Origin of the sequence: Actinoplanes lobatus (assembly GCF_014205215.1) — a bacterium.
GTDB lineage: Bacteria > Actinomycetota > Actinomycetes > Mycobacteriales > Micromonosporaceae > Actinoplanes > Actinoplanes lobatus.
The window spans coordinates 10143968-10163230 of sequence record NZ_JACHNC010000001.1 but is presented as its reverse complement, the minus strand read 5'-3'; the positions used below and the strand labels follow the sequence as shown (position 1 = coordinate 10163230).

Annotated in this window: 13 protein-coding genes; 8 read left to right on the top strand and 5 right to left on the bottom strand. The window is 70.3% G+C overall.

The features are described from left to right. The first annotated feature begins 142 nt into the window (after positions 1–142). A complete protein-coding gene (locus BJ964_RS46035) occupies positions 143–2284 on the top strand; it encodes an ATP-binding protein (protein ID WP_229807453.1) in 2142 nt (713 codons plus the stop codon). Here BJ964_RS46035 and BJ964_RS46030 read toward each other — a convergent pair. Then, a complete protein-coding gene (locus BJ964_RS46030; RefSeq protein WP_188126553.1) occupies positions 2263–2796 on the bottom strand; it encodes a hypothetical protein in 534 nt (177 codons plus the stop codon). The genes BJ964_RS46035 and BJ964_RS46030 overlap by 22 nt on opposite strands. A gap of 224 nt (positions 2797–3020) precedes the next feature. Between BJ964_RS46030 and BJ964_RS46025 the strand changes: the two genes are divergently transcribed. Then, the gene (locus BJ964_RS46025; protein ID WP_229807454.1) at positions 3021–5852 is read left to right on the top strand and encodes an FAD-binding and (Fe-S)-binding domain-containing protein; all 2832 of its coding nucleotides are present in this window, start codon (positions 3021–3023) and stop codon (positions 5850–5852) included. Here BJ964_RS46025 and BJ964_RS46020 read toward each other — a convergent pair. Beyond that, positions 5842–6561 carry an AAA family ATPase gene (locus tag BJ964_RS46020; RefSeq protein ID WP_229807455.1) on the bottom strand — a complete coding sequence of 240 codons (720 nt, stop codon included), beginning with the start codon at positions 6559–6561 and terminating at the stop codon, positions 5842–5844. The genes BJ964_RS46025 and BJ964_RS46020 overlap by 11 nt on opposite strands. Here BJ964_RS46020 and BJ964_RS46015 point away from each other — a divergent pair. The 4 genes from BJ964_RS46015 (at position 6554) to BJ964_RS46000 (ending at position 13494) form a co-directional block, all read left to right on the top strand. Beyond that, positions 6554–7801, top strand: coding sequence for an alkaline phosphatase (locus tag BJ964_RS46015; RefSeq protein ID WP_188126551.1), 1248 nt, complete (start codon positions 6554–6556; stop codon positions 7799–7801). The two genes, BJ964_RS46020 and BJ964_RS46015, sit on opposite strands and share 8 nt — an antisense overlap. Positions 7802–7941: 140 nt before the next feature. Continuing rightward, positions 7942–8574: a hypothetical protein gene (locus tag BJ964_RS46010; protein WP_188126550.1), complete on the top strand. Its 633-nt coding sequence runs from the start codon at positions 7942–7944 to the stop codon at positions 8572–8574. Further along, positions 8571–11762: an ATP-binding protein gene (locus tag BJ964_RS49725; protein ID WP_229807456.1), complete on the top strand. Its 3192-nt coding sequence runs from the start codon at positions 8571–8573 to the stop codon at positions 11760–11762. Before BJ964_RS46010 ends, BJ964_RS49725 begins: the two co-directional genes overlap by 4 nt. 10 nt (positions 11763–11772) lie before the next feature. Further along, positions 11773–13494, top strand: a complete 1722-nt coding sequence (locus tag BJ964_RS46000) for an AIPR family protein (protein ID WP_188126549.1) — start codon at positions 11773–11775, stop codon at positions 13492–13494. Positions 13495–13544: 50 nt separating this feature from the next. On the opposite strand, the gene BJ964_RS45995 is transcribed toward BJ964_RS46000, so the two are convergent. After that, the gene (locus BJ964_RS45995) at positions 13545–13766 is read right to left on the bottom strand and encodes a hypothetical protein (RefSeq protein ID WP_188126548.1); all 222 of its coding nucleotides are present in this window, start codon (positions 13764–13766) and stop codon (positions 13545–13547) included. A gap of 210 nt (positions 13767–13976) precedes the next feature. Between BJ964_RS45995 and BJ964_RS45990 the strand changes: the two genes are divergently transcribed. Further along, positions 13977–14969, top strand: coding sequence for an arabinan endo-1,5-alpha-L-arabinosidase (locus BJ964_RS45990; protein WP_188126547.1), 993 nt, complete (start codon positions 13977–13979; stop codon positions 14967–14969). A 95-nt stretch (positions 14970–15064) separates the two neighbouring features. Next, on the top strand, positions 15065–16042 hold the full coding sequence (locus tag BJ964_RS45985; protein ID WP_188126546.1) for an arabinan endo-1,5-alpha-L-arabinosidase: 978 nt from the start codon (positions 15065–15067) through the stop codon (positions 16040–16042). Positions 16043–16450: 408 nt separating this feature from the next. Here the strand turns inward: BJ964_RS45985 and BJ964_RS47620 are convergent, their stop codons facing one another. After that, positions 16451–17047: a hypothetical protein gene (locus BJ964_RS47620; protein WP_203832550.1), complete on the bottom strand. Its 597-nt coding sequence runs from the start codon at positions 17045–17047 to the stop codon at positions 16451–16453. Positions 17048–17355: 308 nt separating this feature from the next. Then, on the bottom strand, positions 17356–18519 hold the full coding sequence (locus BJ964_RS45975; RefSeq protein ID WP_188124140.1) for an IS110 family RNA-guided transposase: 1164 nt from the start codon (positions 18517–18519) through the stop codon (positions 17356–17358). Positions 18520–19263 lie beyond the last annotated feature (744 nt).

The window sequence follows — 19263 nt, the reverse complement described above, 5'->3', positions numbered from 1 at the left end:
CTCGCTGACGGGATTCATCCGACCATCGCAGCGATGCGGCCCGCGCCGTCCGTGGGACACCGTGGGACACCCGGAACGCTCCTGACCTGCGGCGACATGTCGGTGATCCGTTGGCGTGGCACGGGACGTTAGGGTGTTGCACGTGTCCGGCCCGCACGAGCGACTGGTCTCCCAGCTCGCCCAGATCAAGGAGTTGAGCGGGCTCAGCCTGCGCGCCCTGGCCCGCGACGCCGGGCTGAGCAGCTCCTCACTGTCCCGCTACCTGACCGGCCGCCTCGTCCCGCCGTGGGAGGCCGTCGTCGCCCTGTGCCGGGTGGTGCACCGCGACCCCCGGCCGCTGCGCCCGGTGTGGGCCGAAGCCGACAAGGCGGGCGCCGCGCCCGCGCCCCGCCGCAACGACCTGCCCGCCGACCTGTTCGACTTCACCGGCCGGGAGCGGGAGGCGGCCCGGGTCGAGGAGCTGCTGCGCACCGCCGGGGCCGTGGTGATCGACGGCATGGCGGGGGTGGGCAAGACCAGCCTGGCCGTGCACGTGGCGCACCGGATGGCCGGCGCCTACCCGGACGGCGGCCTCTACCTGGACCTCCAGGGGTTCACCCCGGGCCAGGAGCCGCTGGACCCGCCGACCGCACTGGGCCGGCTGCTCGGCGTCCTGGACATCACCCACCCACCGGCCGGGGAGCAGGAGCGGGCGGCGCTGTGGCGGTCGGAACTGTCCCGGCGGCGGGCGCTCGTGGTGCTCGACAACGCCGCCGACGCCGACCGGGTGCGCCCGCTGCTTCCCGGCGCCGGGAAGTCGGCCGTCCTGGTGACCAGCCGCAACCGCCTGGTCAGCCTGGACGGGGTGCCGCCGGTGTCGCTGACCCCGTTCGCCGACGACGACGCGGCCCGCCTCTTCGGCTCGGTCGCCGGGATCGCGCTCACCGGCGAGGACGCGGTCGGCCAGGTGCTCGACCGGTGCGGCGGGCTGCCGCTGGCACTGCGGATGGCCGGCGCCCGGCTGCGGCACCGGCCCGGCTGGACGGTCGGCGTGCTGGCCGAACGGCTGCGCGACAGCCCGGCCCGCTTCGACGCCGCGTTCGGCATGTCGCTGCGGCAACTCGACGACCCGGACCGGCGCGTGTTCCGGCTGCTCGGGCTGCTGCCGGGCGCCGACTTCGACACGAAAGCCGCGGCCGCGCTCACCGGCCTGCCACCCGGCCGCTGCGCCGGCGCACTCGACGAACTGGTCGATGCCCACCTGGTGCTGGAGTCGTCGCCGGGCCGGTTCCGGATGCACGACCTGATCCGGCAGTACGCGGCCGACCTCGCCGCCGAGGAGGAACCCGACTCCGGGACGGCACTGCGCCGGGTGCTCGACCACTACCGGGAGCAGGCTGAGACGTACGACCGGATGCTGCCGTCACCGCACCGCCCGGCCCCCGCGCCCGGCGATCCGCAGCGGGCCATGGCCTGGTTCGACCTGGAGTACGTCAACCTGATCGCCGCCTTCGACCTGGCCGTACGCGTCGGCGCCGACGAGGCGACGGCCGCACTGCCGCAGGCGCTGCGGGTCTGGTTCTTCCGCCACCGCGGCACCGACGACCAGGTGCGGCTGCTCGACGGCGCGGCCGCCGCGGCCGGACGGCTCGGCCGCGACGGGGAACGGGCCGCCCTGCTCGCCGACCTCGGCTTCGCACTGGCCGCCGCCGGCCGCCTCGACGAGGCGCTCGCCGCCTACCGGGAGGCCGACCGGTCCGGCCCCGGCGACGGGCTCGCCGCCACGCTGGCGCTGCGCACCGGGTTCGCCCACCGCGACCTCGGCGAGGCACGAACCGCCCGGCAGTCGTTCCGGCGGGCCGCCGAACTGTTCGAACGGGCCGGCAACCGGGCCGGGCACGCGCAGGCGCTCGCCTTCGACGCCTTCGTGACGCTGCGCCTCGGGCAGCCGGCCGAGGCCGCCGACCTGGCCCGGGCCGCACTGATGCGCGCCGACGGGCCGGCCCGCATCACCGGCCTGGTCACCCTCGGCGTCGCCCTCGCCCAGGACAACACCGACGAGGCGCTACAGCACCTGCACGAAGCCCTGGACCTGGCCGAACACCACCGGCTCCAGCATCAGCAGGCCTGGTGCCACACCTACCTGGGGGTCGCCCTGCGGGGGACCGGATCGGTGGAGCGGGCCCTCGAACACCACCGGACGGCACTCGCCCTGCTCGAGCCGCTCCACGAGGTGCAACTCGAGGTCGAGTGCCGGGAGGCGTACGAGACGACGCTGGCGGCTCAGACCGCGGGCGAGGGGTAGTTCGTCGACGAATACGTGGCCGGATGGCAGATCCGGTACCTCGCCCGGTAGTGCAGCATCCGCCCGCCCGGGCTGCCGACCGCCAGGTCGATGTGGCAGACGTTGCGGTCCCACCGGATGTCGTCCACGTAACTGGCGTCCTCGAAGTAGAAGTCGGTGCCGTCGAACCAGCCGGCCCGCCCGACCCGGTAAGCCGCCCGCGCCACCGCGAGCGTGGCCCGGCAGGAGGCGCTCGTCGCACCCTGCGCGAACATCGCGATGCCGAGCAGCTTGGACAGCAGGGCGCCCGGGCGCAGCAGCCGCAACCCGCCGGAGGTGAGCAGCAGCCCGTTGGCGAAACAGCGGGCGATCACCTTCCGGTTGGCGACCAGCAGGGGTACGACCACGGCCTTCCACTGCGCGGCCGCGTACCGGGTGGGTTCGCGCCCGGCGGCCGCGTGAGCCGCCCCGGGCACGGCCAGCCCGGCGGCGAGGGCGAGCACCACGGCAAGGACGATCATGCGAGATCTCACGGGGTCTGCTCCTTCTCCCGCGGACCGCGCCGGACGCGGCCACGTCACCACGAAAGTGTCCTGCACCAGGTGGGCCGCCACGCCGGAATCGGCGCAACGGCGACGACGGCGGGGGCCGTGAGCTGTGTCCCGGCCTGCGAGAGCGCCTGATCGTGGCGGTCGGCGCCTGGGTAATGTGCGAACCGCGTTACCCCGTGGCCACAAACAGATTGCCTGGACATCCCGTGACACAAGCAGCCATTGCCGCACCGCTGGTCGAGAACCTCCGCCGGGCGGGCGTGACCGACGTCCTCACCGACGCGGCACACCGATCGGCGTACGCGTCCGACGCCTCGCTGTACCGGATCGTGCCGCAGGCGATCGTCCGGCCGCGCTCCGCCGAGGACGTCCTGGCCACCCTCCAGGTGTGCCGCACGCTGGGCGTGCCGATCACGGCGCGCGGCGCGGGCACCTCGGTCGCCGGTAACGCGATCGGCCCCGGCGTGATCCTCGACTTCAGCCGCCACATGAACCGGGTGCTCGACATCGACCCGGTGGCGCGGACCGCCCGGGTGCAGGCCGGCACCATCCAGGCCACCCTCCAGGCCGCGGCCAAACCGCACGGGCTGCGGTTCGGGCCGGACCCGTCGACCCACACCCGCTGCACCATCGGCGGCATGATCGGCAACAACTCGTGCGGGTCACGGACCCTCGGCTACGGCCGGACCTCCGACAACGTGGCCGGGCTGCGCGCCTACACGATCGACGGCGACGAGCTGATCACCGACCCGCTCAGCGGCGCCGAGAAGATCACCGCCGCCCTGCGCGACGTCATCGGCGACAACCTCGCGGTCGCCCGCACCGAGTTCGCCCGCTTCGGCCGCCAGGTCTCCGGCTACGCGGTGGAGCACCTGCTGCCGGAGAACGGGTTCAACCTCACCGAGTTCTTGGTCGGCAGCGAGGGCACCCTCGCGGTGATCACCGAGGCGACCGTGAAACTGGTCGCCGACCCGGTCCACCGCACCCTCATCGTGCTCGGCTACCCCGATTTCGGTACGGCCGGCGACGTCATCCCGAAGATCCTGGAGTTCGCGCCCACCGCCTGCGAGGGCCTCGACCACCGCATCTGCGACGTGGTCCGCAACCGCCGCGGCCCGGACGCCGTCCCGCCGCTGCCCGGCGGCACCGCCTGGCTGATGGTGGAGATCGCCGGCGACGACCTCGACGACGTCCGCGACCGCACCCGGCGGCTGATCGCCGTCGCCGAGGCCGTCGACTCCCGGATCGTGGAGGACACCGCCGAGGCCGCCCCGCTGTGGAAGATCCGCGAGGACGGCGCCGGCCTGGCCGGGCGCGCACCGTCCGGGCTGCCCGCACACGCCGGCTGGGAGGACGCCGCCGTCCCGCCCGCCCGCATCGGCGCCTACCTGCGCGACTTCGACGCCCTCACGGCCCGGCACGGGCTCAGCGTCATGCCGTACGGGCACCTCGGCGACGGCTGCGTGCACGTCCGCCTCGACTTCCCCCTGGACAAGCCGGACGGCCCGGCCCGCTTCCGCGCCTTCCTGGAGGACGCCGCCGACCTGGTCGTCAGCTACGGCGGATCACTCTCCGGCGAACACGGCGACGGCCGCGCCCGCAGCGAACTGCTGGCCCGGATGTACTCGCCGGACGCCATGAACCTGTTCCGCCGGATCAAGCACACCTTCGACCCGAACAACCTGCTCAACCCGGGCAACCTGGTCGACCCGGACCCGGTGGACGCCAACATCCGCGTCTCCCAGGCCCGGCCGGTGCGCACCGAACTGGCGCTGGCCTACCACTCCGACGGCGGCGACTTCAACCAGGCCGTGCACCGGTGCACCGGCGTCGGCAAGTGCCGCGCCGACACCACCGTGCTCGGCGGCGTGATGTGCCCGTCCTACCTCGCCACGAAGAACGAGAAGGACTCCACCCGCGGACGGGCGCGCGTGCTCCAGGAGATGCTCGACGGCGATCTGGTGCCGGACTGGCGCGCGGAGGCCGTACACGATGCTCTCGATCTTTGTCTTTCCTGCAAGGGCTGTGCGTCGGACTGCCCGACCGGGATCGACATGGCGGCCTACAAGTCCGAGGTCCTGCACCAGAGCTACAAGGGGCGGGTGCGGCCGCGGTCGCACTACTCGCTCGGCTGGCTGCCACGCTGGTCGCGGCTCGCGTCGAGGATGCCCCGCCTGGCCAACCTGATGACCGGCCTGCCCGGCATCCGAGGGCTCGCCCTCTACCTGGCGGGCGTCGACTCCCGGCGATCGATCCCCACGTTCGCCGACAAGACGTTCCGAGGCAGCTTCACCCCGGTGAAGACCGGCAAACCGGTCGTGCTGTTCGTCGACAGCTTCACCGACCACTTCTCGCCGGAGATCGCCCGCGCCGCCGTCGACCTGCTCGTCGACGCCGGCTACGCCCCACAGATCGCCAGCCGCAAAGCCTGCTGCGGCCTCACCTGGATCTCCACCGGCCAGCTCGACGCGGCCCGCCGCATCCTCGGCAACACCGTCGCCGAACTGCACGAAGCGGTCAAGCAGGGCATCCCCATCGTCGGCCTGGAGCCGTCCTGCACCGGCGTGCTGCGCCAGGACGCGGTCGAACTCGTCGACAACGAGGCGGCCAAGGAGGTGGCCGCGGCGACCAAGACGGTGGCCGAGCTGCTTGCCGCCACCCCCGGCTGGGAGCCGCCCTCCCTGGAAGGGGTACGGGTGATCGCCCAGCCGCACTGCCACCACCACGCCGTCATGGGCTGGGGGGCCGACGCCAAGCTGCTCAAGAGCGCCGGCGCCACGGTCAAGCGGCTCGGCGGCTGCTGCGGGCTGGCCGGCAACTTCGGTGTCGAACGCGGCCACTACGAGGTGTCCGTGCAGGTCGCCGAACAGCAGCTGCTGCCCGCCCTGGAACAGGCCGAGGAGGGTGACATCTTCCTGGCCGACGGCTTCTCCTGCCGCACCCAGGCCGACGACCTGGCCGGGGTGACCGGTGTCCACCTGGTGCAGCTGCTCGCCGACGCGCTGCCCAAACGGCAGGTCGATCAGCTCAATCAGTGAGAAGCCGGTTCATGAACCGGTCCGGGTCCGCCAGGAAGGCGCGGGTCAGCACGACCGCGTCCGCCTGGTCGTAGTCGATCTCGCTGATCCCGCCGTCCGCCGCGATCTCGAAGATCGTCGCGTCCCGGCAGGCCAGCAGGACCGGCGAGTGCGTCGCCACGATGAACTGACTGCCCAGCGCCACCAGTTCGGCGATCCGGACGAGCAATGCGAGGCAGCCCTGCACCGACAGGGCCGCCTCCGGCTCGTCCAGCAGGTAGAGCCCGGCCGGCCCGAACCGGTGGGTGGCCAGATCCAGGAACGACTCCCCGTGCGAGCGCTGGTGCGGGGAGACACCGCCGTACCCGTCGAGCACCCCGAGCCGCTCGATCTCGGTGGCCACGTTGTAGAACGACTCGGCCCGCAGGAAATATCCGGTACGGGGACGCCGGCCCGGCACCCGCGACAGCACCAGATGCTCACCGAGGCTCGACTCCGAGGACCGCGTCGCGAAGTTGAACGACGTGCTGCCACCCTCCGGGTTGAACCCGGCCGCCACCGCTATCGCCTCGATCAGCGTCGACTTGCCCGTACCGTTGTCACCCGCCAGAAGGGTGACCGGCGTGCGCAGCCGCAACCCGCGACGGTCGCGTAACGCCCGCACCGCGGGCAGATCGAACGGATAGCCACCGGCCCCGGTCATCTCGAGGAGAATTTCCCTGATGAACACCCTCGCGAGACTGCCACACCGGCTCGCCGCGCTGCTGGTCGCGGGAACCCTGGCCGCCTGCGCCCCGGCGGCCGGCGTCGCCGCGGAGGAGCCGGCCGCGCGCAACGTCATCTTCATCAACGGCGACGGCATGGGCGCCGCCCACCGCGAGGCCGCCCGCCTCTACCACCTCGGCCAGGGTGGGCGGCTCGCCATGGACCGGCTGCCGTACTCCGGGCAGCTCACCACCAGCCCGAAGGACCCCGCCTCGGAGATCACCGACTCGGCGGCCGGGGCCACCGCGTGGGCCACCGGCCAGCGCACCTACAACGGCGCGATCAGCGTCGACACCGCCCGTAGGCCGCTGCCGACCCTCGGGGCCCAGGCCAAGGCCGCCGGCCGGGCCACCGGGCTGGTCACCACCGCCCAGGTGACCGACGCCAGCCCCGCCGCGTTCTACGCCAACGCCGTCGACCGCGACGCGCAGGACGACATCGCCCGGCAGTACCTGGAGAAGTCGAAACCGGACGTCATCCTGGGCGGCGGCGAGGACTGGTGGCTGCCGAAGGGCAACCCCGGCGCCTACCCCGACAAGCCCGCCGCCGACCCCACCGAGGCCAGCCGCGGCACCGAGGGCAACCTGATCTCGCGGGCCCGCTCGGCCGGCTACCAGTACGTCTCCACGCCCGCCCAACTGGCCGCGGCCGGCCCCGGCAAACTGCTCGGCCTCTTCGCCAACGAGGAGATGTTCCAGCAGCGCGCCGAGGGCAAGGGCGACGCCTACCAGCCGGTGGTCAGCCTGCCGACGATGACCAGCAAGGCACTGGACGTCCTCTCCGCCGACCCGGACGGCTTCTTCCTGTTCGTCGAGGAGGAGGCCGTCGACGAGTTCGCCCACCAGAACAACGCCACACGCGTCCTCCAGGCCATGTGGCAGCTGGACCGTACGGTCGCGGTGGCCCGCGCCTACGCCGACGCCCACCCGGACACGCTCGTCGTGGTGGCCGGCGACCACGAGACCGGCGGCCTGTCCGTCGAGGCCGTCGACCCGAAGGACGAATCCGGCACCGGTAAGTCCGCCGAGGACGGCCCCTTCGCGGTCAAGGGCACGAAGCTCCGCTTCACCATGGACTGGACGACCACCGCCCACACCGGCGAGGACGTCCCGGTCACCGCGGTCGGCCCACAGGCCGGGAAATTCACCGGCAAACACCCCAACACCCATGTGTACGACGTGCTGGCGCCGATCCTGACCAGTTGAGCCGTCAATGGGTGTATCGGTGGGTGTCGCTATCGGATAGCGGACAGGGTCGGGAACGGTAACGCCGTGCCCACCTCCGGTAATGATGCTTCGGACGGCGCGTTCGCGTGGTTCGAGACTCAGATCCGGAGATCGCATCCATGACTGCTGACCTCAGCACCCCCGCCCGGCAGGCCCTCATCGCCCTGATGGTGCGCGCGGAGCGGACCTCGAACCCCGACCTCAAACAGCGCTACCGGGTCGAGATCACCAAGCCGGCCCGCGAGGAACTCACCGCACAGAAGCTGATCACCTGGGAGACGGGCGCGCGGCGCGCGATCTTCTACGAGCTGACCGACCTGGGCTGGGCGCGGGCCCGGCAGGAGTTCCGGTCGCCGCCGCCGGAGAAGGTCTCCGCCGCCTGGCTGCTGCACTACGCCACCCTGCGCCACCTGGACAGCCTGCTGCAACGCGGCGACCAGCAGATCGCCGACCTCTACGCCGAGCCGGACCCGGGACCACCGCCGGCCGGCACCGTCGAGGAGCGGATCCGCGGGGCCTACGCGGACCTCGCCGAGAAGCCGGGCGACCTGATCCGGCTCGTGCTGGTCCGTGACCGCCTGACCGGTGTGGAGCGTGCCGAGCAGGACCGGGTCCTGCTGGAGATGGACCGGCGCCGGGAGATCTATCTGGAGTCGGATCCGGCCCGCAACGAACTGCCCCCGGAGGCGCGCGACGCGGCCATCCGGATCGGAGGCGAGGATCTGCATCTGATCCGGATCGGCCGGGCGTGATCGAGCCGGCTCAGCGGAGAGCGCTGACCGCGCTGCGCCGTCTCGACTGGGCACCCACGCCGGAAGACGTCTGGACCGCCCTGGAGATCCACCTCGACGAACTGAACGGGGAAGCCGGCGCGGCCGTTCTCCAGGCCTTCGACGACGCCGACAGCAGCCGTCTCACGAGTCCGCTGGGCCTGGTGATCGAGGGCCGGCACGGCACCGGCAAGACCCATCTGCTGCGCTGGGCACGGGAGAAGGTGCAGTTCCGGCGTGGGTACTTCTTCCTGATGGGCATGGCCGACGGCCGAACCTTCTGGCCCACCATCGTGCAGACATACCTGCGCGGGCTACGCCGCTCGGGTGCCTACCGCCACTCGCAGCTGTCGGTGTTCCTGGAACGCCTCAGCGAGCGGGCCGAGATCCCGATGGCGCTGCGGCAGCAGGTCGGCGGCCGCAAACCGCTGACCCCGGACACCCTCGACGCGTTCGTGGCCAAGCTGCGGACCACCGATCCGGAGACCGGCCGGGAGTGCCGGCACACACTGCGTGCCCTCGTCCTGCTGGCCTCCACCGACGCGGACCTGGCCGACCTCGGCGAGGCATGGCTGCTGGGACTCCCGGATCTGGAACCGGCCGAACTGTCGGCCTGGGGCCTGCCGCGGACCGGCAAATCGGCGCAGGACACCGCCGTCGAGATCTCCCGCCTGATCGCCCTCACCGGGCCGAGCATGCTCGCCGTCGACCAGATCGACGTGATCTTCGCCCAGAGCGCTTCCGGGGCCGCCTCCGATCTCGCCGCCGACCTCGGCAACGGGCTCATGGACCTGCGCGAGAAGCTGGCCCGGACGGTGACCGTGGTGGCCTGCCTTCCGACATCCTGGGAGCGCATCACCCAACGGGCACTGGTCTCGGTCAGCGGACGATTCCGGCGGGAGACCAGCCTGGAACGGCTCCCGTCCCGGGAGACGGCCGAGAGCCTGATCGCGGCCCGGTTCGCACCGTTCTTCGACGTGGTCGAGTTCAAGCCGCCGTACTACACCTGGCCGATCCTGCCGGAGGCCTTCGACCGCGCCCGGGACCACACCCCACGGTCGCTGATCCAACGGGCCGACGAGCACGTCCGCCACTGCCTCGCGATGGATGAGGTCATCCCACTGGCGGACCTCGACGAGCGGTACGAGACCTTCGCCCCGCCGGTGGCGGCCGGGGACCTCGCCCGGCTCGGCGAGCGCCTCGCACAGCTGCGGGCCGGCGCCGACGTCGCGGCGGCCCTGGCCCCGCAGACCGAGGACGCGGAGATGTCCCGCCTGCTGGAGGCCGGGTTGCGCACCTGGGCGGTGGAACAGGGCGACGGCTCCGGCCGGTTCACGGTGCAGCCGGTCGAGCAGGGAAATCCGTCCGCGCACGCCTGGCTGTGCGAGACCCTCGACGCCGAGATCGAAGACGAGGCGCACTGGTACCTTCGCGGCCTCTCGCACACCCATCACCGGGCTGTCCAGGCCCGGCTCGCCCGGCTGCGCGGCCTCGCCGAACTCAACCCCGCGGTCAGCAAACGGCGTGCCGTCCTGATCCGCAACGGACCCTGGCCGACCGGCCCGGTCAGCGCCAAGGTCCGGAAGGAGTTCCTCGACCTCGGCGGGATCATCACCGGGGTGTCCCCGGACGACCTGCGCACCTTCGCGGCACTGGCCGTCCTGCTGGAGGAGAACGACCCGGCGCTCCCCGAGTTCCTCCGGGCCGGCCGGCCCGCCGGGAACACCACCCTGCTCACCGAGATCTTCGGCCCGCCCTCCGGTGACGGCGCCGGAAGGCCCGGGCCCGCACCGACCGGACCGCCGACCACTGCCGCGCCGACCACTGCCGCGCCGACCACTGCCGCGCCGACCACTGCCGCGCCGACCACTGCCGCGCCGACCACTGCCGCGCCGACCACTGCCGCGCCGACCACCGCCGTGCCGGTCGATGAGCCGGCGGGAGGGCCCGGCATCCAGGTCGGGACGGTCGCCGAGAGCGGCTCCCCGGTGAGCCTCACGCTCGAGTCGCTGCGCAAGCATTCGGTGATCTTCGCGGGTTCCGGCTCCGGCAAGACCGTGCTGATCCGGCGGCTCGTCGAGGAGTGCGCCCTGCACGGCGTCTCGGCGATCGTGCTGGACCCCAACAACGACCTGGCCCGGCTCGGCGACGCGTGGCCCGAGCAGCCGGAGTCCTGGCGTGACGGCGACGCCGAACGGGCCCGGGCCTACCTCGACGGCACCGACGTGGTGGTCTGGACCCCGCGCCGCGAATCCGGGCGGCCGCTGGTCCTACGGCCGCTGCCCGACTTCGGGGCGGTCCTCGACGAGCCGGACGAGTTCGCGCTCGCCCTCGACGCGGCCGTCGCGACCCTCGCCCCACGTGCGCGGATGGCGGCGAACACCGCCAAGGCGGACCGGGGAAGGGCGGTGCTGCGCAAGGCCCTGGAACACTTCGGCCGCACCGGCGGCGGGCGGCTCGCCGACTTCGTGGACCTGCTCACCGATCTGCCGGACGAGGTGACCAGCCTGGGCCGGGCCAGGGAACTCGCCGCGGACATGGCGGAGACGCTGAAGGCCGCCATGGTCAACGACCCGCTGCTCGGCGGCTCCGGAACCCCGCTCGACCCGGGCGCGCTGTTCACCCCGGCTCCCGGCCGCCGCGCCCGGGTGTCGGTGATCAGCCTGATCGGACTGCCCGGTGACGAACAGCGGCAGAGCTTCGTCAACCAGTTACAGATGGCGCTCTTCTCCTGGGTCAAACGCCACCCGGCCGGGGACCGGCCGCTCGGCGGGCTCTTCGTGATGGACGAGGCGCAGACCTTCGCCCCCTCCGGCGGCACCACCGCCTGCACCGAGAGCACCCTCGCGCTGGCCAGCCAGGCCCGCAAGTACGGCCTCGGCCTGATCTTCGCGACCCAGGCGCCGAAGGGCATCCACAACCGCATCGTCGGCAACGCGGCCACCCAGTTCTTCGGCTTCCTGAACAGCCCCACCCAGATCGCCGCGGCCAAGGAGGTGGCGCAGGCCAAGGGCAGCGCGGTCCTGGACATCTCCCGGCTGCGCACCGGCCAGTTCTACGCGGTCACCGAAGGCCGCCCGTTCCGCAAGGTGTCCACCGCCATGTGCCTGACCTACCACCCGCCGAGCGCGCTGACCACCGAAGAGGTCTTGCAGCGGGCCCGCGACTGAGGAGCATCGGTTGGACATAGTCGTCGACAGCCTGGTCAAGAAGTTCCAGGCGGATCATGACCTGTTGGCGCTGGCCGAGGACGAGGCGTTCGAGGCGTTCGCCGGCTACTGCGTGCTGAGCTCGTTCCACGAGGAGGCCTTCAACCCGGACACGTTCCGGATGGGCGGCGGCAACGACCTCGGCATCGACGTCTGCGGCCTGCTGGTGAACGGTGTGCTCCTGCGCGACGAGGTCGACGTACGGGCGGCGACCGAGCAGGCCCGGCAACTCGACGTGCGGATCATCCTGGTCCAGGCCAAGACCAGCCCCAAATTCGAGGCGAAGGTGCTCTCCGACCTCGCCGACAACCTGGCGCACGTCGTCGTCTCCAAGGAGAAGCTGCCGTACCCCGCTTCGCCGGATGTGGAGAATCTGCGCGCCTGCCTGGACGCGATCTACGCCAACATCGCCAAGTTCTCCGGTGGGAGCCCGAAACTGCACGTCGCGTACGCCACGACCGGCGGCCAGGTCGCCGACCTGATCCGGCGCAAGGCGGTGTCCGCGGAGAAGCGGCTGATGGCGACCGGCCTCTTCGAGGCCGCCGAGTTCCGGTGCGTCACCCGCGACGACCTCCGCGATCTCTACCGGCGGGCGACGCAGGCGGTGTCGGTCGTCTTCGAGATGCCGAAGAAGATCTCGCTGTCGCGCATGCCGGGGGTCAAGGAGTCGCTGCTCGGTGTGATGCCGGCCCGGGAACTCGTGACGAAGGTGCTGACCGATCCGACCGGCCACATCCGCAAGGCGCTGTTCCACGAGAACGTCCGCGACTTCCAGGGCTACAACCCGGTCAATTCGCAGATCCGTGACACCGTCCGCGACGACGACGGCCACCGCCGGTTCGCGGTGCTGAACAACGGCATCACCATCGTCACCCGGAACCTGGACGTCGTCGGCGACGAGGTGCACGTCCGCGACTTCCAGGTGGTCAACGGCTGCCAGACGTGCCATGTGCTGTTCGACGAGCGGGACCGGCTGACCGACGACGTGCAGGTCAGTGTGCGGGTGGTGCACAGCGAGGAGGAGAGCGTCATCGCGGGCATCATCGCGGCCACGAACCGGCAGACCGCGGTGAGCGAGGAGGACCTGTCGACCCGTGAGGACTTCCACCTCAAACTCGAGGACTTCTTCGCCGCCCAGGCGCCGGAGCGGCGCCTCTTCTACGAGCGACGGTCCAAGCAGTACGCGTCCCGCCCGGATGTCGAGAAGACCCGGGTCGTCAACCGCACCCAGCTGACCCGCGCGTACGCCGCACTGTTCCTGGGCGAGCCGGCCGCCGTCGGGCACTACCGTGATCTGACGACCCGGCGACACGACGACCTGTTCCAGCCGGACCAGCTGCCGGAGCTGTACTACGCCGCGGCTGCCATGCACTACCGCGTCGAGTGGCTGTTGCGGACCCGCCGCCTCCTGCCGCGGCTGCGCCCGGTGCGTTACCACCTGATGACGGCGCTGCGCTGGCGGGTGCTCGGCGCGGCCCCGGTCGCGAGTCACCCGCGCCGTGCCGTGGAGCAGTGCCGCCGGCTGCTCGACCTGGTCTGGGAGCCGGGGAAGGCGGAGCAGGCCGTCCTCAAGATCGTCCCGGATCTGAACCGGATCATCGAGCGCGAGGAGGCCGCCGGGGTGCCGCTGGGGGAGATGGTGCGGAACCGGCGGTTCGCGGACGCCGTACGCGCGGCTGTTCTGCCGATGTGACGACGGCCCGGTGGGGCGTCACCCAGGGTGACACCCCACCGGGCCGGCTGTCAGTTGGCGTCGGCCAGTGCGGCGAGGGCCTGGGCGGCGCGGAAGTACTTGTTGCGGCCCAGCTCACCGATGGTCTTGATGCCGAGGGCCTCGCGGATCAGCTTGGCGCCGTTCTCGCTGACGCCGGCCAGGGCTTCCACCGGAGCGTCGAGGATCTCCTGCAGGGACTTGTCCTGGTAGGCCTTGTCGACGATCTTCTCCAGGTCGGCGGTGACTGCCACTCTTCCTCCAAACGTCGATCCGAAGTAGATCTTCGGGTCGGGGCGGAAGCTTAGCTGATCTTGGGGAGGCGTCTGCGCTGTGTAGGGCCTGTGAGCGTGCCATCCGGCTGGTCCGCTGATCATGAGCCGGACTTGACAGGATTCTTGTGATCGTTAACATATCGGCAATCGAATTGACTGCGATGAAAGTCTGTCATGGCAGGGAGCAGGATGTCGCCGAGCACCACCCGTCGCGCCGTGGCGGTCGCCGCCGCGCTGATCCTCGCGGCGGCCGGCGGCTGCGCCACGGCCGAACCCGCCGCCGCCCCGGCGGCCCCGGCCACCCCACCCGATCCGGCGTTCCTTCTCGGCGACGCCGGTGTGCACGACCCCACCCTGGTCAAGAAGCCGGACGGCGGCTACCTGCTCGCCCACACCGGGGCCGGCCTCCAGCTCCGCACCTCCACCGACCGCAACACCTTCACCCAGGCGGGCGCCGTCTTCCCCGGCGGCGCACCCTGGACCACCGCCTACACCAAGGGCAGCGCCGACCTGTGGGCGCCGGACCTGTCGTTCCACAACGGTGAGTACCACCTGTACTACTCGGCCTCCACCTTCGGCTCCAACCACTCGGCGATCTTCCTGGCCACCAGCCCGACCGGCGCGTCCGGCAGCTGGAAGCACCGCGGCCTGGTCGTCGAGAGTCGCAGCGGCGGCGACTTCAACGCCATCGACCCCAACCTGTACGTCGACGACGCCGGAAATTGGCGGCTCACCTTCGGGTCGTTCTGGACCGGCATCAAGCAGATCGAGCTGGACCCCACCACCGGCCTGCGCCGCGGCGACACCATGACCGGCCTCGCCACCCGGGGCGACACCGCGATCGAGGCCCCCTACCTCGTCAAACACGGTGACTACTACTACCTGTGGGTGTCGTTCGACGCCTGCTGCAAAGGAGCGGCCAGCACCTACCGGACCATGGTGGGCCGCTCCACCAGCCCCGACGGTCCGTTCGCCGACGTCAACGGCACCCCGATGACGGCCGGCGGCGGAACCGAGATCCTGGCCGGGCACGGCAGTGTCCACGGTCCCGGCCACCCGGCGGTCCTCGCCGACACCGATGGCGAGTACCTCGTCTACCACTACTACGCCGACTCGGGCTCGCCACACCTCGGCATCAACCCGATCGGCTACGACGCGGCCGGCTGGCCGTTCGTCCACTGAACCACCCGCGCGGCGGGGCCCACCCCCAGCGCCGGCGCGCGGCGACCCCCTTTGCGAACCGCTTTCCCCGAAGCGAAACCGAAGGTGACATCCCCATGAGAATCCGCAAGCTGCTCCTCACCGGCGTGACCGGCATGCTCGCCGCCGCCGCCGGCCTCTACGGCATCCAGTCGGCCAGCGCCGCCACCTACCCCAACCCGGGCGTGGTGACCGGCTCGACCGGCGCCCACGACCCGTCGCTGATCAAACGACCGACCGGCGGCTACCTGCTCGCCACCACAGGCGACGGCATCACCCTGAAGACGTCCAGCGACCGGACCGCGTTCGCCGACGCCGGCAAGGCCTTCCCCAACGGCACGTCCTGGGCGTCGACCTACACCGGCGGCAGCGCCAACCTGTGGGCGCCCGACCTGTCCTACCGCAACGGCAAGTACTGGCTGTACTACTCGGCCTCCACGTTCGGCTCCAGCAAGTCGGCGATCTTCCTGGCCACCAGCACCACCGGCGCGGCCGGCAGCTGGACCCACGTCGGCAAGGTCATCGAGTCCACCACCAGCAGCGGCTGGAACGCCATCGACCCGAACCTCAGCGTCACCACGTCCGGCGAGTGGTACCTGACCTTCGGCTCGTTCTGGACCGGCATCAAGATGGTGAAACTCAGCTCCAGCACCGGCCTGCGCGCCGACAGCACCATGTACAACATCGCCGAGCGGTTCACCAACAGCAAGTCGGTCGAGGCGCCGTTCATCCACTACCGCAACGGCTACTACTACCTGTTCATGTCGTTCGACTTCTGCTGCCAGGGCGCGTCCAGCACCTACCGGACCATGGTGGCCCGCTCCACCAGCATCACCGGCCCGTACAAGGACCGTGCCGGCACCCTGACCACAGCGGGCGGCGGCACCGAGATCCTCGCCACGCACGACAGCATCTACGGCCCCGGCCACCCGGCCGTCATGACCGACTCGGACGCCGACGTGCTGATCTACCACTACTACAACTCGTCGGGCGCCGCGAAGCTCGGCATCAACCTGCTCTCCTGGAGCTCGTCGGGCTGGCCCACGGTCTACTGACCCGGTCACCCTCACGAAGAAGGCGCCGGCTCACCGCGGCGCCTTCTTCCCTTTTCCGGGGTACGCCGTCCGCGCGGCCGTGACCAGGAAGAAGCGGTAGACCCCGGCCCGGGGAGCCCGGGAACGTGGTGCCCCCGGCAGGCCCGCCATGTCGAACGCGAAACCGTTGCCCGCTCTCCATAGGCTCAGGGTTCGAGTCCCTGGCGGCCCACCAAGTGAAGCATCGTGCGAACCGGATCCGGTTCGCTGGCGTCACCGGTGGACGTGGCGGTTTCCGCGTCTGCCGGGACGTCACCCGGAACGGGACCCGCTGCCGGAGTTTGGCGTGGCGCTCACCTTGCCAAGCCTGCCAGCATCCGCCCGAACTGGGTAGCGGTCGGACCGCGGGACGGCTGACTGGCTGCAGCATCAGGAACTCGCGGGCGGGAGGACGGAACTGGCGCTGTCTCCGGTAGTCGCAGTGATCCGGCGGGCTTCCGCGCGGATCTCGTTGTCGAGGTCCTGTTCAGTCATGTCGATGTAATCGAGAATGTCGTACATGTCATCGAGGTCCACGAGGCGTTCGGCAATGGGTAACCGATCGTGGCCGATATTCGAGTGCGCCCAGGTGGCGAGGTCCAGCGGTGACATCCGGCCAGCCAAGACACGCGAGGCCAAGATCCTGACGGTGGCCTCGAGCCCGGCATTGCTGCCCGCTGGATAGTAGCTGAGCCCCAGGCCTTCTAACGCGGCTTGCAGCAGGTCGGGAACCTCCTCGTCCGCGTTGCGCGCGTGTACACCGGCGAGCATGGCAAGGTTCTTCCCGTCGAAGCCGGTGACCAGCAGTTCGCAGGCAAGGCTGACGAGGTCGGCCGCGGTGACCTGGCCGACGCTCCACAGCGCGGCGGCCTCCTGCATCCGGACGAGAGCGGTATCGCGTTCCATCCACCCATCGTGGATCACCGCGCGCTGAATGGCTTCACGATTGTTGGGGGCGTCCGCACGATTCGCATTGCGGGCGGGCACGGCTCTTCCGAGTCCCACGCCCGTGTCAGCCCACCGTCGATCGGCTATGCGCGTGACCGACTGCCCGATGGTTCTGAGCGCCAGAGGCCCATTCCCACGACCGGAACCAGCCCGATCATGTTCCTCGACGCCGATGGTGTTGTCCGTTGCCAATGAAGTTGTCCGCGTCATCGGATCATGTTCCGGGCCAGGTTCTTGCCATCGAATTCTGTCCGCCAGAGATGCGGCGCGGACTTCATATCGTACTTCTAGTGACATAGAGTGACGATGGGTTGCCTCGCGGAGTCCGGACATGGCACCCCTCTGTGTCAAGAGGCGGCTGCGAGGTCTGTTCTATGGTGGGTTTCGGCGGGTCCGGGAAGTGACTTCTCCGAAGTGTCGATCATGGGGTTGAGGTCGGCCGCGCTGGATTGCAGAGTCGCCCCCATATGTCCTCCCGGGCCCGTCTCGATCCGTTTCGCGTCGGCGACCATCCGCTTGTAGACGATGTCGGACAGGCGACGTTTCAACGCTCGCATCGCTTCCATCGGGGTCTTGCCGTCGGCGAGTTTGCGCCGGTAGTAGCGGCGGCCTTCGGTGTCACGACGGAGCTGGACCACCGCCATGATGTGCAGGGCCCGGTTGATGCGCCGGTTCCCGGCACGCGACAGACGGTGGCGGTTCTGGTCGCCGGAGGACGCGTCGATGGGTGCGGTGCCGTTCCAGGACGCGAAGTGGCCGCGGCTGGCGAACCGGGCGATGTCACCGATGTCGCCGATCAGCCGGGCGGCACCGGACGGGCCGATCCCGGTGAGTTCCTGCAGGGTGCTGCCGGTGGAGGCGACCAGGTCGGTGAGTTCGGCGTTGGCGAGCTTGATTTTCTTGTCGATCGTGACGAGCTCGTGGATCAACTCGGACGCCAGCCAGCGGCGGGTCTTGCCGACCAGGTCTCGCGGCCGGACGGTATTGAGCAGGGCGCGGGCCTGCTGGGCGGACAGGAACTTCTTCGCCCCACCTGGAATGAGTTCGAGCAGCAGGTGATGCAGCCGGGACACGACTTCGGTGCGGGTCCGGCCGAGCTGGTCACGGCGGTCGACCAGCAGTCGCAACGCCACCGTGGTGTCATCGGCCTGCACCTGCCGCAGACCTGCCGTGCGCAACGCGGCCACGGCGACGCTGTGAGCGTCGACCGGGTCGGTCTTACGGCCCTGACCGGTAGCGAACACCCGTGCTCGCGCCGACAACTTCGTCGGCACGTCGACGACCGTCTCACCGTCAGCGACCAGGCGCTGGGCGACATGCCGGCCGATGCCGTTGCAGCCCTCGACAGCCCAGATCCGTTCGCCGTGTTTGCGGCCGGCGGCGAGCATCGCCTTGTAGCCGTCGTGATCAGTGCCGAACCGGCCCTTGCCGAGGACACGTTCGCGCGGGTCGATGACCTCGATGGTGGCTGATCGTTTGTGCGGGTCCACTCCGATGACGACATTGGGCATCTGTCTCGTCCTCCCTGCTCCGACCTGGTGTCGGCGGGAGGGCAGCGCTACTTTGAGCTGGGCAAACCCCTCTGGAGCCTCTCCGCGCCGCGGTGACCGGCAGGGCGCATGCCAAATCTGAGCCACACCCAAGATGCAGGTGGACAGCCGAATTGAGAGCGTCTCCGCCGGTCACCTCGACCATGCCTGGCCGGGCAGCGGTCGTGCCACCAGTAGATAAGTAGCCGAGTTGAGTGCATTCCCGGCTCGGCCCGGCACCTAGACTCTGCATTGTCGTTTAGAAGCATTCTGCCCCCATATGGGCGGGCTCTGGACGGCCGAACTGGTCCGCCGGGTGCACGGCAGGCGTTTACACATCCGAACTGATGGCGCGGCACGTCTATACTTCCGACCACTGGCCGGCGCTCCCTAGTCACTCATCGCCGGAAGTCAGTGACACGACCGTCGAAGGGATGTGCTATATGCGTCTAACAAAGCAAGTAATCCAGCAACTGCTTAACCAAAACGAAGGATTCAAGCATACGACGTCTTTCACGAGCAGAAACAGCTCATACGATAATTACTATGAGATCGTGAATGGCGAGTTGCACGTTCGCTCGGTCGGCAAAACCTCGTGGGCCGACAGCCGCTACGATACTGGTACCGTCGCGGACGAGGATCGAACGCGGAGGTTTCTGAGGGAAAACCTCCACTTGCTGAACACAGACGGCCTAGGTGACTAGTAATTGGCCGCACCAAAGAGGT

Excerpts from the sequence above, each read along its gene's own strand:
- BJ964_RS46015 (WP_188126551.1), top strand. The coding sequence starts at position 6,554 with ATGAACACCCTCGCGAGACTGCCACACCGGCTCGCCGCGCTGCTGGTC.
- BJ964_RS46010 (WP_188126550.1), top strand. The coding sequence starts at position 7,942 with ATGACTGCTGACCTCAGCACCCCCGCCCGGCAGGCCCTCATCGCCCTG.
- BJ964_RS45990 (WP_188126547.1), top strand. The coding sequence starts at position 13,977 with ATGTCGCCGAGCACCACCCGTCGCGCCGTGGCGGTCGCCGCCGCGCTG.
- BJ964_RS45985 (WP_188126546.1), top strand. The coding sequence starts at position 15,065 with ATGAGAATCCGCAAGCTGCTCCTCACCGGCGTGACCGGCATGCTCGCC.
- BJ964_RS45975 (WP_188124140.1), bottom strand. The coding sequence starts at position 18,519 with ATGCCCAATGTCGTCATCGGAGTGGACCCGCACAAACGATCAGCCACC.